The 15,762-nt window shown below is 54.3% G+C and carries 12 protein-coding genes; 5 read left to right on the top strand and 7 right to left on the bottom strand.

The features are described 5' to 3' along the window. Window positions 1-84 precede the first annotated feature (84 nt). Together BY447_RS22280 and BY447_RS22275 are read left to right on the top strand one after the other, a co-directional pair. The gene (locus BY447_RS22280; RefSeq protein ID WP_107320460.1) at window positions 85-2,865 is read left to right on the top strand and encodes a flavocytochrome c; all 2,781 of its coding nucleotides are present in this window, start codon (window positions 85-87) and stop codon (window positions 2,863-2,865) included. Between the two features lie 62 nt (window positions 2,866-2,927). Next, entirely contained in the window at window positions 2,928-3,890 is a 963-nt protein-coding gene (locus tag BY447_RS22275; protein ID WP_033785036.1) for an FAD:protein FMN transferase, read from the top strand. Here the strand turns inward: BY447_RS22275 and dcuR are convergent. Next, entirely contained in the window at window positions 3,884-4,603 is a 720-nt protein-coding gene (gene dcuR / locus BY447_RS22270) for a two-component system response regulator DcuR (RefSeq protein ID WP_033735650.1), read from the bottom strand. The two genes, BY447_RS22275 and dcuR, sit on opposite strands and share 7 nt — an antisense overlap. Next, a complete protein-coding gene (locus tag BY447_RS22265; protein WP_323859533.1) occupies window positions 4,600-6,189 on the bottom strand; it encodes a sensor histidine kinase in 1,590 nt (529 codons plus the stop codon). The genes dcuR and BY447_RS22265 overlap by 4 nt, the downstream gene beginning before the upstream one ends. A 350-nt stretch (window positions 6,190-6,539) precedes the next feature. Between BY447_RS22265 and mqo the strand changes: the two genes are divergently transcribed. After that, window positions 6,540-8,189 (top strand): malate dehydrogenase (quinone), encoded by a 1,650-nt coding sequence (gene mqo / locus BY447_RS22260; RefSeq protein ID WP_033785040.1) that lies wholly within the window; start codon window positions 6,540-6,542, stop codon window positions 8,187-8,189. Between the two features lie 71 nt (window positions 8,190-8,260). Here the strand turns inward: mqo and BY447_RS22255 are convergent, their stop codons facing one another. After that, window positions 8,261-8,572, bottom strand: a complete 312-nt coding sequence (locus tag BY447_RS22255) for a VF530 family DNA-binding protein (RefSeq protein ID WP_110332297.1) — start codon at window positions 8,570-8,572, stop codon at window positions 8,261-8,263. 206 nt (window positions 8,573-8,778) lie between these two features. On the opposite strand from BY447_RS22255, the gene BY447_RS22250 reads away from it, so the two are divergent. After that, entirely contained in the window at window positions 8,779-10,092 is a 1,314-nt protein-coding gene (locus tag BY447_RS22250) for an MFS transporter (RefSeq protein WP_110332270.1), read from the top strand. A gap of 103 nt (window positions 10,093-10,195) precedes the next feature. On the opposite strand, the gene BY447_RS23595 is transcribed toward BY447_RS22250, so the two are convergent. Continuing rightward, entirely contained in the window at window positions 10,196-10,330 is a 135-nt protein-coding gene (locus BY447_RS23595; protein ID WP_013196210.1) for a hypothetical protein, read from the bottom strand. Between the two features lie 340 nt (window positions 10,331-10,670). After that, on the bottom strand, window positions 10,671-11,684 hold the full coding sequence (locus BY447_RS22245; RefSeq protein ID WP_110332269.1) for an NAD(P)H-dependent flavin oxidoreductase: 1,014 nt from the start codon (window positions 11,682-11,684) through the stop codon (window positions 10,671-10,673). Between the two features lie 178 nt (window positions 11,685-11,862). Here BY447_RS22245 and BY447_RS22240 point away from each other — a divergent pair, with 178 nt between their 5' ends. Beyond that, the gene (locus BY447_RS22240; protein WP_107320378.1) at window positions 11,863-12,735 is read left to right on the top strand and encodes a LysR family transcriptional regulator; all 873 of its coding nucleotides are present in this window, start codon (window positions 11,863-11,865) and stop codon (window positions 12,733-12,735) included. A gap of 132 nt (window positions 12,736-12,867) precedes the next feature. On the opposite strand, the gene BY447_RS22235 is transcribed toward BY447_RS22240, so the two are convergent. Together BY447_RS22235 and BY447_RS22230 are read right to left on the bottom strand one after the other, a co-directional pair. Continuing rightward, complete coding sequence (locus BY447_RS22235; RefSeq protein WP_110332268.1) at window positions 12,868-14,334, bottom strand: pyridoxal phosphate-dependent decarboxylase family protein; 1,467 nt, start codon at window positions 14,332-14,334, stop codon at window positions 12,868-12,870. Window positions 14,335-14,348: 14 nt separating this feature from the next. Continuing rightward, a complete protein-coding gene (locus tag BY447_RS22230; RefSeq protein WP_013196214.1) occupies window positions 14,349-15,734 on the bottom strand; it encodes a diaminobutyrate--2-oxoglutarate transaminase in 1,386 nt (461 codons plus the stop codon). Window positions 15,735-15,762 lie beyond the last annotated feature (28 nt).

The following is a 15,762-nucleotide window of genomic DNA, read 5'->3' as shown; positions in this document are numbered from 1 at the left end:
ACATGACATCGGACCACTTAATTAAGCGATAATTTGCGTCCGCTAAAAAAATTTCCAGACTTTTAAATCTTGGAGTTTATCGCAATGAAATCTCTCACCCCCATCCTTAATCCCCTTACCCTGCCTGGCGGCGCTGTGTTGAAAAACCGACTGGTGATGGCCCCCATGACCACCTGTACCGGTTTTTATGATGGAACGGTCACCAGCGAACTGGTCGAATATTACCGCGCACGTGCAGGCAGCATCGGAACCGTGATCGTCGAGTGCTGCTTCATTGATAACCGCGGCCCGGCGTTTCCGGGTGCCATTGCTATCGACAGCGACAACAAAATTCCCGGTCTGAAACGCATCGCGGACGCGATTAAATCTGAAGGCTCTACGGCCATTCTGCAGATCTATCACGGTGGCCGCATGGTCGAGCCGGAACTGATCGGCGGGAAAACACCGGTTGCGCCGAGCGCCATTGCCGCACCGCGTGAAGGGGCAACTAAACCCCTGGCGCTGAGCGCCGAAGAAGTCGAAACCATGATCACCAAATTTGGTGATGCGGTGAACCGTGCTATCAAAGCCGGTTTCGACGGCGTCGAAATTCATGGTGCTAACACCTATCTGATTCAGCAGTTCTATTCTCCGAACTCTAACCAGCGTGATGACAAGTGGGGCGGCAGCCGCGATAACCGCGCACGCTTCCCGCTGGAAGTGCTGGAGATCACCCACAAGATGGCGGAGCGCTTTGCCCATAATTCGTTCATCATCGGCTATCGCTTCTCGCCAGAGGAGATCGAAGTCCCTGGCATCCGCTTTGATGACACTCTCTATCTGCTGGAAAAACTGGCTGCGCGCGGACTCGACTATGTTCACTTCTCTGTCGGTCAGCTGCTGCGCCCGTCCATTGTCGATACGCAGGACCCGACGCCGCTAATCGAGAAATTCGTTGCGATGCGTTCGCCTGTGTTGGCAAAAGTGCCGGTGATTGGTGTGGGCGGCGTGGTGAATAAAGCCGACGCCGAGCTGGCGCTGGAAAAAGGCTACGATCTGGTAGCGATTGGTAAAGCCTGTATCGCCTATCCGAACTGGGCTGACCGCATCATCAATAACGAACATCTCGAACTCTACATCGACAGCAATAAACGCGAAGAGCTGCAGATCCCGGAACCGCTGTGGCGCTTCTCACTGGTTGACGCGATGATCCGCGACATGAGCGAATCGGGCCGCAAATACAAAGCGGGTGTTTACCAGGAGAAAGTGGAAGCCGAAGCGCTGAAGCTGAAAATCAACGTCACACTGGATACCGACCGTATCACCGACATCTCGCTGGTGCCGGACGACACGCTGGATGTGGACTTCACCACCACCTTTGAAAGTCTGCGTAACCGCATTCTGGTGGCTAACAGTCCCCACGTTGATGCGATTACCGGCGCGACTACCCAGAGTGAAGCGCTGAAAAAAGCGGTTTCCCGTGCGCTGACCACCTCCAGCAAAGAGCATGTGATTGAAGAGGGTGGTAACCCTAACGCACCGCAGAACTACGATGTGGTGGTTGTGGGCAGCGGCGGTGCCGGCCTGGCGGCCGCGATTCAGGCGCATGATGAAGGCGCACGCGTGGTCATCATCGAGAAGATGCCGACCATCGGCGGCAACACCATCAAAGCATCTGTGGGCATGAACGCCGCTGAAACCCGTTTCCAGAAACTCAAAGGCATCGAAGACAGCAAAGAGCTGTTTTTTGAGGAGACGCTGAAGGGCGGTCAGTTCAAAAACAATCCGGTGCTGCTGCGTGAGTTTGTTGACCTGGCACCTGAGGCGATAGAATGGCTGGCGGGTAAAGGCATTGAGCTTAACGACATCACCATTACCGGCGGGATGAGCATCGACCGAACTCACCGTCCGGCTGACCGTTCAGCGGTAGGTGGCTTCCTGATTAGCGGCCTGGTAAAAAATATCAACAGCCGCAACATCGAAGTCCTGCTGGAAACCTCGGTTGCTGAGATCCTCTATGAGAATGGCGCAGTCGCGGGCGTGAAAGTAGTCGATGAATATAACGACAGCCGTATCCTGAACGCTAAAAGCGTGATTGTGGCAACCGGTGGCTTCAGTGCGAACCGGGAGCTGGTGGTGAAATACCGTCCTGAACTGGATGGTTTCGTGACTACCAACCACGCAGGCGCGACCGGCAGCGGCATTGCGATGTTGCAAAAAATTGGTGCCGATACCGTGGATATGAAGGAAATCCAGATTCACCCGACCGTTGAGCAGACCACCTCTTATCTGGTCTCTGAATCGATTCGTGGCGGCGGTGCTATCCTTGTCAGTCAGGCCGGTAAGCGTTTCTACAACGAAATGGAAACCCGCGACAAAGTCTCGGCGCAGATTATTGCCCTGCCAGAGAAAAGTGCCTGGATTGTGTTTGACGAGCAGGTGCGTATGAATAACAAAGCGGCTGATGAATATATCGCCAAAGGCTTTGTGGTCAGCGCGCCGACCGTGGCGGAACTGGCGGTAAAACTCAACATGAGTGAGCATCACACGCTGGAAGCGACGCTGGCCCGTTATAACAACTTCGTCATCATGCAGAAAGACGAAGACTTCGGTCGCCAGACTGCGCTGCGTCATCCGCTGAGCGAAGCGCCGTTCTACGCGATTCGTGTCGCACCAGGCGTGCACCATACCATGGGCGGCGTCACCATCGACACCACCACCGCGGTGCTGGACAGCCAGAAACAGGTGATTAACGGTGCCTGGGCGTGTGGCGAGGTGGTTGGCGGCATTCACGGCGCGAACCGTATCGGCGGTAACGCCGTTGCAGATATCATCATCTTCGGTATCCTTGCTGGCGGTAACGCTGCCGCCTACGCCCGACGTTAACGGCAGTCTCCGGCATCCGCATCCTGCGGGTGCCGGTTTTTCCCTATAAAGCAGAGTCGCCTATGTTAACTGATGCGCGTGTCTATGCTTACTCCGCTGTACTAATGGGTTCGCCCATTCTGCTCAAACTCTTCGAAGACAACCAGACGCTTGCCGGACAGGTTTTCCGCCTGATCAAACAGCAGGAGAATCTCTTCACGGTAAATCGCGCGGCATCGGAAGTCATGGCGATTAACCACGCGGCAGGAGAGCATGCGGTGGTCGTCAGTCAGCCCGTGTTTGATTTGATCGCCTGTGCGCATGCGGTGAGTCTGTTGCCCGACAGCCTGTTTAATCTGGCTATCGGTCCGCTGGTGAAGTGCTGGAAAATTGGTTTTCAGGGCCACAGCGTTCCGTCAGAAGCCGATCTTCAGGCGCGCATGACGCTGATTAATCCGCAGGACGTGATCCTTGATGCTGCCACCCGCAGCGTGATGCTGGCACGGCCAGGAATGGAGATTGACCTGGGTGCCATCGCCAAAGGCTATATCGCCGACGTAGTCCAGGCCTTTTTGCGTCAGCAGCAGGTCAGCAGTGCGCTGATCAATCTGGGCGGCAACGTTCAGACAGTGGGCGCGCCGCCTGAAGAGGCGGGCTGGGCAATCGGTCTGAAAAAGCCGTTTGGTAAGGCCGATGCGCTAATCGGTGTCATCGGTGTAAATAACCGCTCGGTCGTGACGTCCGGTATTTATGAGCGCTATTTCGAGCTGGATGAGGTCTGTTATCACCACATCCTGGATCCACAGACCGGTTATCCGCTGGATAACGAGCTGCTGAGCGTGACCGTGATTTCCGAGCGCTCGCTGGATGGCGACATCTATACGACGCTGCTGTACGGGCTGGGCGTTGAAAAGGGTATCGCCTGCCTGGCCGACAAACCGGGCATTGAAGCTATCTTTGTGACCCGTGACAGGCAGATCATCTGCTCGTCACAACGTCACTTTTCGTTTCAGTTACTCGACACGGACTACCGGCTGGTTCACTGACAGTATTGTTTGAGTAAGGTGTGATACTCCGGCTGCAGGCGATAGCGGTAAACCGGACGGCCCGTGACCCCATAATGAATACTGGTGAACAGAATATTAATCTGCGCCAGCCAGATCAGGTATTTACGGCACGAAACGCGCGAGATATTCACTTCCGTCGCCAGTTCGTCGGTAGAGAACTCGGTGCCGGGATGAGCATCGATCCACAGGCACAGGGTACGCAGCGTCTGCGGCGTTAATCCTTTCGGCAGACGTTTCTGTTCGCTGGCACCGGGTGGGTTACCATGCAACAGCTGATCAACGTCCGACTGCTGATAGAACTGATGATTGTCCATCAGCGATTTTTTCTGCCGCCAGCCGGTCAGCGCCTCCTCAAAGCGGGCAAACTGGAAGGGCTTGATCAGATAATCCACTACGCCATAGTTGAGCGAGGTCTTGATCGTGGCGGCATCGGCCGCTGACGAGATGATAATCACGTCAACCGGGCGTCCTGCGCTGCGCAGCTCCGGCAGCAGGTCGAGACCGTTTTCCTGCTGCATATAGATATCCAGCAGGATCAGATCAACCTGTGGTTCAGCCTCGGCCAGCCGCTCTTTGGCCTGCTGTAAGGTTGAGGCCGTGCCGCAGCAGGTGAAGCCTGGGATTTGCCCGATATAACAGCGATTCAGCTCGGCTACCATGGCGTCATCATCGACAACTAACACATTGATCATTGGGTAATCATTCCTCTCTCCCACGGAAGTTGCACTAAAAATTGGGTAAATACACCGGGTTCCGACTCAACACTGACATTACCGCCCAGGCTTTCGGTTTGCTGCTTAACCAGAAACAGTCCGACACCGCGATCGTCACCTTTTGACGAGACGCCGCGCTCAAAAATAGCGTTGAGCTGCGAGCTGTCGATACCTGGCCCGTCATCACTCACTTCGCAGGCTAACCAGCCATTCTGATAATGCAGCATGAGGTGAATTTCCCCTTCGGTTTCCGGATCCAGCGCCTCAAGGGCATTTTCAATTAAATTGCCCAGCACGGTAATCAGAACCGCGCTCTGCTCCTCGCTGCCGCAGTCAGGCAGAAAGCTCGCCTCATCGATAATCAGCTGATGACCTTCATCGGTTACCCGGTTGATTTTGCTGAGCAGGAAACCGGCAATGATCGGCGATTTGATCTTTTGCAGCAGCGAACCGATCTCCGTCTGATAGGCGTTAGCGGTTTTAAGGATGTACTCTTCCATCTGTGCATAATTTTTCATATGCAGCAGGCCCAGAATCACATGCAGCTTATTCATGAACTCATGGGACCGCTCACGTAACGCATCTACATAGTTTACCATGCCGTCCAGACGCTGCATCAGCTGGCTGATTTCGGTCTTATCCCTGAACGTCGTTACCGCGCCGATAATGCGGTCACGACTGCGCACCGGAACGGTATTGCTGATCAGGATGCGATTACCCAGCGTCAGCTCCTGATCGTGCCAGGCTTTGCCTGCATGCAGCGCATCCTGCTGATGACGATGCATGACGCTCTCCTCAGCAATCAGGTCACCGCTTAACGGCATCCTGCGGGTGGTTTCATGCAGTAGCTGCTGAGCCGCGTGGTTAATCAGGCTGACGCGTGACTGATCATCGACCGCAATCACCCCTTCTTTAATAGAATTCAGGATCGCCTGGCGCTGTTCAAACAGGCTGGAGATTTCGTGTGGCTCCAGCCCCAGCAGTATTTTCTTGAGTCGCCTGACCAGAATCAGAATACCCAGCAGCCCGACCACACCACCAAACAGGACGGTCCAGACGATATTCCAGCGGCTCTTTGCAATCTGGGCTGCCACATCATTCAGCGCAATGCCGATTGCTACCACGCCAATCTGCTGATGCTGTGCGTCATAGACCGGCGTAAACACCCGCAGTGCCTCCACCAGCACGCCATGATTAACCGCCACATTTTCCCGGCCACTCAGCGTGGGATAGATGTCATTGCCGACAAAATGTTTGCCGATCACCGCGGCATTGGGATGTGAAAAGCGAATGCCGCGCATGTCCGTCACCACCACAAACAGCAGGCCATTGCGTTTGCGCGCGGCTTCCGCCAGCGGCTGAATCTGGCTGCTGCCGTCTGGCAACAGTAACCCGCGCTGCACTTCCGGGCTGTCTGCCAGCGTTCGCGCCACCGCCATCGCTTTATCTTTAAGATGCGACTGGGCAAAGTTATCAATCTGAACGAAATAGAGCAGATGGACAGCGAGCAGCACGGTAACGATCACCGCAGTCATCATGAGGGTGGTCAGGGTACTGAGTTTCATGGGTCGTTTCGTCACGGCATGTCGGTTCTGTGGTTGGCTTGTCATCGATGTTCAGCACGGGTGGGGGATCGGCTGGAAACATACGCTAACTCACCGCATCAGTACAGTTTTAGCAGTCTGCGCGCGGGCGACAGCGCAATAACAATATTTGGGTTAGGGGATTGTATAATTCAAAGGACACCCTTAATGTGTGATTAAAATATGTGAGCAATCCGGTAGCCTTTTGTAATTAAATTAAGGCTAAATTGCTGTTTTTAATTTTATAACTATTTTCACATTAACTCATAAATAACATTATTTTAAACTTTAAGGACTTTTTTTAACCAGTACCGTCTGAGTTGTAGATTAAAATGATGAATTCAAAGAAAGTTATTCCCACCCTTTCCCTCGCGGCCTTGTTAGTTTCTTCAGCCCTCCACGCTGAAACCTCACCAGAGAAAACCGATGTCCTGTTAATTGGCGGCGGCATTATGAGCGCCTCTATGGGCACCATGCTGGAAGAGCTGCAGCCTGGCTGGAAACAGATCATGGTCGAGAAACTGGATGGCGTGGCGCTGGAATCCTCTAACGGCTGGAATAACGCCGGTACCGGTCACTCTGCTAACATGGAGTTGAACTATACGCCTGAGCGTAAAGACGGCTCGATCGACGTGTCCAAAGCGCTGGAAATCAATGAAGCCTTTATGATTTCACGTCAGTTCTGGAGCTCTCAGATTAAAGAAGGCGTAATGCACGACCCGCGCTCTTTCATCAACTCAACGCCACACATGAGCTTTGTCTGGGGCGACAATGTCGACTTCCTGACCAAACGCTATGCGGCGCTGCAGAAAACTGCGCTGTTCCAGGGGATGAAGTTCTCTACCGATCATAAACAGATCGCGCAGTGGGCACCGCTGGTAATGGAAGGTCGTGATCCCCAGCAGAAAGTGGCCGCTACCTGGACGCCAGTCGGCACCGACGTTAACTACGGTGAAATTACCCGTCAGCTGATCGGCAGCCTGAAGAAGAATGATAACTTCCGTCTGGAAACTTCATCGGAAGTGACCGACTTCAAACGTAACGGCGACAACTCCTGGCACGTCACAATTAAAGATGCCAAAAACGGCAACGAACGTGCGGTTGACGCGAAATATGTCTTTATTGGTGCAGGCGGCGGCGCGCTGAAATTACTGCAGAAGACCGGCATCCCGGAAGCCGATAACTATGCAGGCTTCCCGGTCGGGGGTTCTTTCCTTGTCACCGAAAACAGTGCTATCGCCGATCGTCATCTGGCGAAAGTTTACGGTCAGGCTTCAACCGGTGCACCGCCGATGTCCGTTCCGCATCTGGATACCCGTTATCTGGATGGCAAACGCGTCGTGCTGTTTGGACCCTTTGCGACCTTCTCAACCAAGTTCCTGAAAAACGGCTCGCTGTTTGATCTGCTGAGCACCACCACTACCCATAACATCGTGCCAATGACCGATGTGGGTATGGATAACTTCGATCTGGTAAAGTACCTGATTGGACAGGTGATGCTGAGTGATGAAGATCGCTTCGAATCGCTGAAAGAGTACTACCCGGACGCGAAGAAAGAGGACTGGAAACTGATTCAGGCCGGTCAGCGTGTGCAGATTATCAAGAAAGATGCGGATAAAGGTGGCGTGCTGAAACTGGGAACAGAAATTGTGACCGATCAGCAGAAAACCGTGGCGGCTCTGCTGGGTGCTTCTCCTGGTGCATCAACCGCAGCGCCAATCTCTCTGAGCGTGATGCAGAAACTGTTCCCGGAAGAGTTTAAGTCACCGGAATGGCAGGCGAAGATCCACAAAATGATCCCAGGCTACGGTCAGAAACTGAATGACAACGTGCCGTTGTTGCAGCAGGTCTGGAATGAGACCGCAGCGACCCTGCAGCTGACCACGCCACCCGTGATCAACATGGAAGGCAAAACCGCAGACGCGCCGGCAGCACAGCCTCAGCAGGCTGCGCCTTCAGCGAAACACGACATGGCGCTGTAATAGCAGCCTGATGTGAAAAAAGCCCGCCCAGGTTTATCTGCGCGGGCTTTTTTATTGCTTCATTTTCAGTGTTACTCCGGCGTGTTACCGCGCCACTTGCCCCACGGATCTTCAGCAGGTGGCTGATCGGCTTCTTCAGCCGCTTCGTCGCGTGCTGCCGGTTGCGCGTTTAACGAGGCCAGATAGAGTGCTTCGACTTCAGCGCGCGCCCACGGCGTACGGCGTAAAAACTTCAGGCTCGATTTAACGCTGGGATCGCTTTTAAAGCAGTTAATGTTGATCCGTTTTGCCAGCTCTGCCCAGCCATACTGCGCGACTAAACTGTTTATCTGCATCTCCAGCGTGACGCCATGCAGAGGATCGTTTGAGGTGTGTGCGTTCATCATCTTTCCGCCTGATTCATTCAATGCCGCGTATCCTGACAATCGCACAGCGGTTGTGCAAGAACTGAAGGTGAAAAAGAGCGTGTGGGGGTCTGCAACCGCAGATTTATGTGCCTGAAGTAACGTGACGGGCAGAAGTTTGCGCAGATGAGCAGCGATTGTGCTAATCATAAGCGACTGATGAGGCTTCAAAAGGATCGCCTGCCATGTCTGCTCCTGCTGATAATCTGCTCTCTTCCGCCAGCCGAAAACGTGCTCTGCTTGCCGGTTCGGTCGGTAATTTCATTGAATGGTATGAGTTCGCGGTCTATGGCTTTCTGGCCACGGTGATTGCGCAGAACTTTTTCCGGCTGGAGGGCGAGTCCGCGCTGACCGGGCTGCTGCTGACCTATGCGTCGTTCGCCATCGCCTTTTTCTTCCGTCCGCTGGGTGCCATTGTTTTTGGCCGCATGGGCGATCGCATCGGGCGAAAACCTACACTGATATTTGTATTGATAATGATGACGCTGGCGACAGCCGCTATCGGTCTGGTTCCGACCTATGCCCAACTGGGTATCGTAGCGCCGCTGATCGTTACCGGCCTGCGTATCCTGCAGGGGCTGTTCGCAGGAGGCGAGTATGGCGGGGCGGTGTCGCTGATGACCGAGTTTGCACCACGCGGAAAGCGCGGTCTGTATGGTGCGTGGCAATCCTTCACCGTGGCGCTGGGATTGCTGGCAGGTGCGGGCATAGTGGCATTGCTCTCCGTGCTGCTGACGCCAGAGCAGATGCTGAACTGGGGCTGGCGCATCCCGTTCTTTATCGCACTGCCGCTGGGCGTGCTTGCACTCTGGCTGCGGGTGCAGATGGAAGAGACGCCCGCGTTTGTTCAGCAGCAGGCACAGCCCCAGGCAAAAGTGAACGCCAGCCTGGGTGACACGCTGAAAACGATTCTGCTGGGCATCTGCCGGCTGATGGTGTGGTCGGCGGCAGGTTACACCTGGCTGGTGATCATGCCGACTTATCTGCAGGCATCGCTGCACACCGGATTTAACCAGGCACTGCTGATTGCGGTAATATCGAACCTCGGCTTTGCCGCCACCATTATCCCGGCCGGGATGCTGAGCGACAGGATTGGCCGCCGCGCCGTGATGGTCGCAGCGGCGGTACTGTTGCTGGTGTTCTCTCTGCCGCTGTTAAACGTTTTGCAGGCAGAGAGTACCGGACTGCTGCCCAAAGCGCTGGTGGTCTTTATCGCAGGTGGCGTGGTCGGGTTGCTGGCGGGGCCAGGGCCCGCGATGCTGGCCGAGATGTTTCCGACACGCGTGCGTTACACCGGGCTGGGCCTGGCCTACTCGCTCTCCAACGCGGTCTTTTCCGGCTGCGCCGGATTGATCATTACCAGCCTGATCAAAGAGACCGGTAATCCTGATATTCCCGCCTGGTATGTGATGGCGACTGCGCTGGTCAGTATTGTTGCGTTGATGACGCTGAATAAAGATGATCATCTGCGACTGCTGGATGAGCCGCCGTCGCGCTAAGTTATGTGAGCGGTAAAGGATAATCGGGCAGACTGCCTGTGCATCAGACTGCCTGTTAGCGTGAACGCCCGCGAGGGTGCAGGCGTTGGTTATTCAGAACAGATTAGCGATCCTGCGATGACGATAAACTGAAAACCTGATCGCGCGAGCGGACTTTATCAGCATGGTTATCGGCAATGATAATCACGGCCGCCATAATCAGACCCATAATAATGATGATTAATTTACGCAGCAGCATAAGCCATTACTCCTGATGAATTAATTAACCCAGGTGAATAGCCGTTATTGTAGCTTATTCAAAGAGTTAAGTTGAATATTGGTCTATTATGGCTGAAAGGTAAACGTTATTTTTTGATCGTGATGCGGTTTATCCATATAAGATGAAATAAAGAACTTGTACGGGTTCTATATTAAACGCGCGCTAAACAGAATCATTAAATCCGTCGGTTTCTCTTCCGCGCGTTTGATCAATAAAAATTGAACATACATAGTTTACGTCGTGAGGGCATTGTTAAAAGCGACATGCAGGAGACCGGAATCTGGCTGGCCGGCGGCGGCGAGCTGATTCCGGTGCAGGATTAAGCAGACCTGAGGCTGTGAACCGTTTCGTCTGATTTCCGTGCGTCGGGCGTGGTAGTAAAATCCTGCGCCAGATCGGCAATGATAGCTGCGACGGAACGCACTGATTTTATCATTGAGATGCCGGTGCCTGTTGAAACTACGCCCTTGTCAACATTGCCCAGACGCATCGCCTGCCACAATGCGTGATAGCCATTCATTGCGCTGAACAGCGTTTCACGATCGGCTCCCTGCTCATCAAGCTCTGCCAGCCTGGGGCTGAGCGGGGTGGGTAATGTCCGGTAATACGCGGGCAGGGTGCGGAAAAGAAGCAAATCTTCCGCGCTTGAGGCCACGATGAGTTGCTTTACCTTTTCATCTGCCGGGTTTTCCTGCGCGGTTAAAAACAGGCTACCTATCCAGACGCCTTCTGCGCCTAACGCCAGCGCTGCACGCACGCCACGTACATCACCAATGCCACCGGCCGCCAGCACCGGAATCTTCACACTGTCAGCGATCATGGGGACAATGCTGAATGTACCAATAATGCGTGCGGGTACGGTTCCCCCCTCATCAAATCCGGTAGCGACAATAATATCGGCGCCCAGTTTTTCGGCCTGTTGTGAATTGGCGACATCGGGAGTCAGCGCACGATAAATGATTTTAATGCGGTGCTGTTTTAAGAAATGGAATATTTCGGGATCAAGCAGCTCATTAATTAACACCACCTCAACCTTCTCATCAATAAACATTTCAGCCGTTGGCCGCCAGAAACTCATATCTGGTCCATTGATCAGCGTTGCTCCAAAAGGTTTGTCGGTCAGGCACTTCGTTTTACGAATCTGCTCACGCATGCGTTCCAGCGCATCGAAGCGTGACTCGGGCAGGGTGTCCTGCCCGGCATTTGGGCCAATAATTCCCAACCCCCCTGCGTCAGACACCGCGGCAACAAAGGTTGCATCGGTCAGAAAATACATAGGTGCCTGAATAATGGGAAAGCGAATATTCAGAATTTCCGTCACACGATTTTTCATCGATTTTTTCCTTTTCTGCTGAGCGTATCGCCAGACTTATTTCATTGAACCAGACCGCGTTACCTGATCCCCTGGCCGTTTTATTCTTCACTTCACCGCCAGAACAGGCAGTTTAATAGTTGAAAATATGAAGTAAACGGGCAAAATTGGGCAGGTGTTTGCCATATATGGAAAGATAATGGATCTTAACGCCACGAAGTTATTTATCACCGTTGTTCAGGCAGGCAGCTTCTCTGCCGCAAGTGACCGGACGGGGATCCCCATCTCCACGCTGGTGCGTAAACTCAACGAGCTGGAGCTGGCTCTGGGTGTGCAGCTGCTGGAGCGATCCAAAAAGGGCGTCAGGCCTACATATAAAGGCCAGCAGTTTTTTGAGCAGACGCGCCCGGGTCTGGAGTTACTGGAAGATGCCAGAAAAACGGTGACATCCGCGCACAAACTGGCGGGTAAACTGCGCATATCGGTGCCAGCGGATTTCACGTTATGGTGGGAGTTACTGCATGCGTTTCAGCAACGTTATCCTGATATCAGAGTCTTTTGCCACTCAGGGGAAAGAGTGGTCGACCTCTATGAGGATGGGATTGATGTAGCACTCCGGCTGGGTGCTCTGCATACCGAGGATGTTATTGCCAGACCGGTTATGAATATTGAGGCATGGTTTGTCGCAACCCCCGCGCTGGCTGAACGTTTTGGTCATCCGCAGACGCTGGCGGCCCTGACAACCTGCCCGATAGCCAGCTGGGAAGGGCTTAACAGTGGCTACTTCGAATGGTCTTCCGGTAACGAGACGGTAAAATTTGAGCCATTCTTTTCCTCCAATAGTGCACAGGCTTTGCGCCACTATGCACTCAGCGGTGCCGGCGTATCCCTGTTGTTCGATTTCATGGTTAAAGCGGATGTGGAAAGTGGGAAGCTGGTGCGGCTATTGCCTCAAAGCCCGCCTTATTCGACGCCTTTGCATCTGCTCTATGTGCGACACAAACATCCTTCGGCCATTACGCTCGCGTACCTCGATTTTTGCACTGAATGGATCAGCCAGTACAGGACCTGAGATGAAGAGGCCATGTAACGGAACGGAGGGGACAGGGATGAACAGGTCATCATGATATTAAAAGCAAAAAGCGTGGCAGAAAAATAAAAAGGCGCCCGAAGGCGCCTCTGTGGTGTGAACCGATGTAATGAATTACACCAGCTGCTGTGCCGTCGTTTCCACCAGCGTCAGCAACACTTTGATATCTTCCAGCGTGACCGTTGGGTTCAGCAGGGTCATCTTCAGACAGGTGACGCCATCGTGCTCGGTCACGCCGACGTTAGCGCGGCCTGACTCCAGCAGGGCATCCCCGATGCGCTGGTTCAGCAGGGCGATATCCGCACTGCTGAGGTGCGCCAGATGCGCCGGACGATAACGGAACAGGACGCTGGCGAGCTGCGGTTTCATCACCAGCTCCAGAGCAGGCTGCTCTTTAACGTACTGTGCCACCTGCTGCGCCAGCGTCACACCGTGATCGATGATTTCGGCATACTGCTTCTGACCCAGCGCTTCCAGACCCATCCACAGTTTCAGTGCATCAAAACGACGGGTGGTCTGCAGCGATTTGGAGACCAGATTCGGCACGCCCTGTGCTTCATCAAACTCCGAGTTCAGATAGGCCGCCTGGTAGCGCATCAGCTCATAGTGACGTGCCTCCTTCAGCAGGAAGGCACCGCAGCTGATGGTCTGGAAGAACTGCTTGTGGAAGTCCAGGGTAATGGAGTCGACCAGCTCAATGCCATCCAGATAGTCACGATACTTCTCTGAAAGCAGCAGCGCGCCGCCCCAGGCCGCATCGACGTGCACCCAGATGTTCTCTTCCGCCGCCAGCGCCGCGATTTCACGCAGCGGATCGATTGCACCGGCATCGGTAGTACCCGCCGTGGCAACGATCGCAAGGATGTTTTCGCCGTTAGCTTTAGATGCGGCCAGCTTCTGACGCAGGTCATCCATATCCATGCGGGCAAACTGATCACATTTCACCTGCGTGACGGACTGATAGCCCAGACCCAGCAGCGCCATGTTCTTCTGTACGGAGAAGTGCGCGTTCTCTGAGCAGAATACTTTAATCTTCTTCAGATCGCCGGTTAAGCCATCCTGCTGAACAGAATGTCCCTGACGCGCAAACCAGGCGTCACGCGCCAGCATCAGACCCATCAGGTTGCTCTGGGTGCCGCCGCTGGTGAAGACGCCCGCGTCGCCAGGCTGATAACCCACCTGGGTGCGCAGCCACTCAATCAGCTTCATCTCAATCAGGGTGGCAGACGGTGCCTGATCCCATGAATCCATGCTTTGGTTGGTGGCGTTGATCAGCACTTCCGCCGCCTGGCTGATGACCAGGCTCGGACAGTGCAGATGCGCCACACACTGCGGGTGATGCACCGACAGGCTGTCTTTGAGGAAATACTCAATGGCGCGTTCAATCGCGGCCTGGTTACCCAGGCCCTGAGGATTGAAGTCCAGCGTGATGCGCTCGCGCAGCTCTGCGACGGTTTTTCCCTGATACATCTCAGGTTGTTCCAGCCACTTAACGACGGCCGCGCTACTCTGGGCAATCGCCTGCTGGTAGGCCTCGGTACTCTGTGCTGAGGCCGCCAGAATCGGGTTTAACCGGGACATTGCATTCACTCCACTTAAACTGCTTTCACGCCAGCGGACAGCAGGGCGTTTTCAAATTTATCCAGGAACACGTCCAGTTCTGCATCGGTGATCAGCAGGGAAGGCAGCAGACGTAATACGCTGCCGTGACGTCCGCCACGCTCCAGAATCAGGCCGTTCTCAAAACATTTTTTCTGTACCAGCGCTGACAGCTCGCCGTCTGCCGGGAAGCTGCCCATGTGGTCAGCAGGCTCGTCAGGTTTCACCAGCTCGATGCCGATCATCAGACCCAGACCCCGCACGTTGCCGATAACCGGGTAGCGCTGCTGCAGCTCGCCCAGTTTGCCTTTCAGCCATTCGCCCTGTGCCGCGACTTTGTCAGCGATGTTGTTGTCTTTCAGCAGCTTCAGCGTGGTCAGGCCGGTAGCCATCGCCAGCTGGTTGCCACGGAAGGTGCCGGTGTGGTGACCCGGAGACCAGGCGTCGAACTCTTTCTTAATGCCCAGTACCGCCAGTGGCAGACCGCCGCCGACCGCTTTGGACATTACGATGATGTCTGGCTCGATACCCGCGTGCTCAAAGGCGAAGAATTTACCGGTACGGGCAATACCCGCCTGGACTTCGTCGATGATCAGCAGAATGCCGTGCTCTTTGGTCACTTTGCGGATGCGCTGCAGCCACTCAGCCGGTGCCGGGTTAACCCCGCCTTCACCCTGAACCGCTTCCAGAATCACCGCCGCAGGTTTGCGAACGCCGCTTTCAACGTCATTGATCAGGTTCTCGAAGTAGTAGGTCAGCGCTTTCACGCCCGCTTCACCGCCAATACCCAGCGGGCAGCGATAAAGGTGCGGATAAGGCATGAACTGCACTTCCGGCATCATGCCGTCTACGGCTTCTTTCGGTGACAGGTTGCCGGTGACCGACAGCGCGCCGTGGGTCATACCGTGATAGGCACCTGAGAAGCTGATGATACCGGAACGGCCGGTGTGCTTTTTCGCCAGTTTCAGCGCCGCTTCAACGGCATCTGCGCCGGACGGACCGGTAAACTGCAGGCAGTACTCTTTGCCCTGACCCGGTAATAACGAGAGCAGGTACTCAGAGAACTCATCCTTTAACGGCGTAGTTAAATCGAGAGTATGTAACGGCAAGCCGCTGGTAATGACATGTTGAATGCTCTGCAGAACGTCTGGATGGTTATGACCCAACGCCAGCGTTCCGGCACCGGCAAGACAGTCGAGATACTGATTATTCTCGACGTCGGTGATCCAGACACCCTGAGCTTTCGCAATCGCGAACGGCAATTTGCGAGGATAACTTCGAACGTTTGATTCAAATTCAGCCTGACGGGCTAAATAGGTTTCGTTGGTTGCGTTTAAGTTCTGTGCATTCAAACTATCAATACGGACTTTATCCGTCATCATATCTCTCCTACAACCGGGACGGGCGTAG

The organism is Pantoea sp. JKS000250 (genome assembly GCF_003201065.1).
GTDB classification, from domain to species: Bacteria; Pseudomonadota; Gammaproteobacteria; order Enterobacterales; family Enterobacteriaceae; genus Pantoea; species Pantoea vagans.
This window is presented reverse-complemented; position numbering and strand designations above follow the sequence as displayed.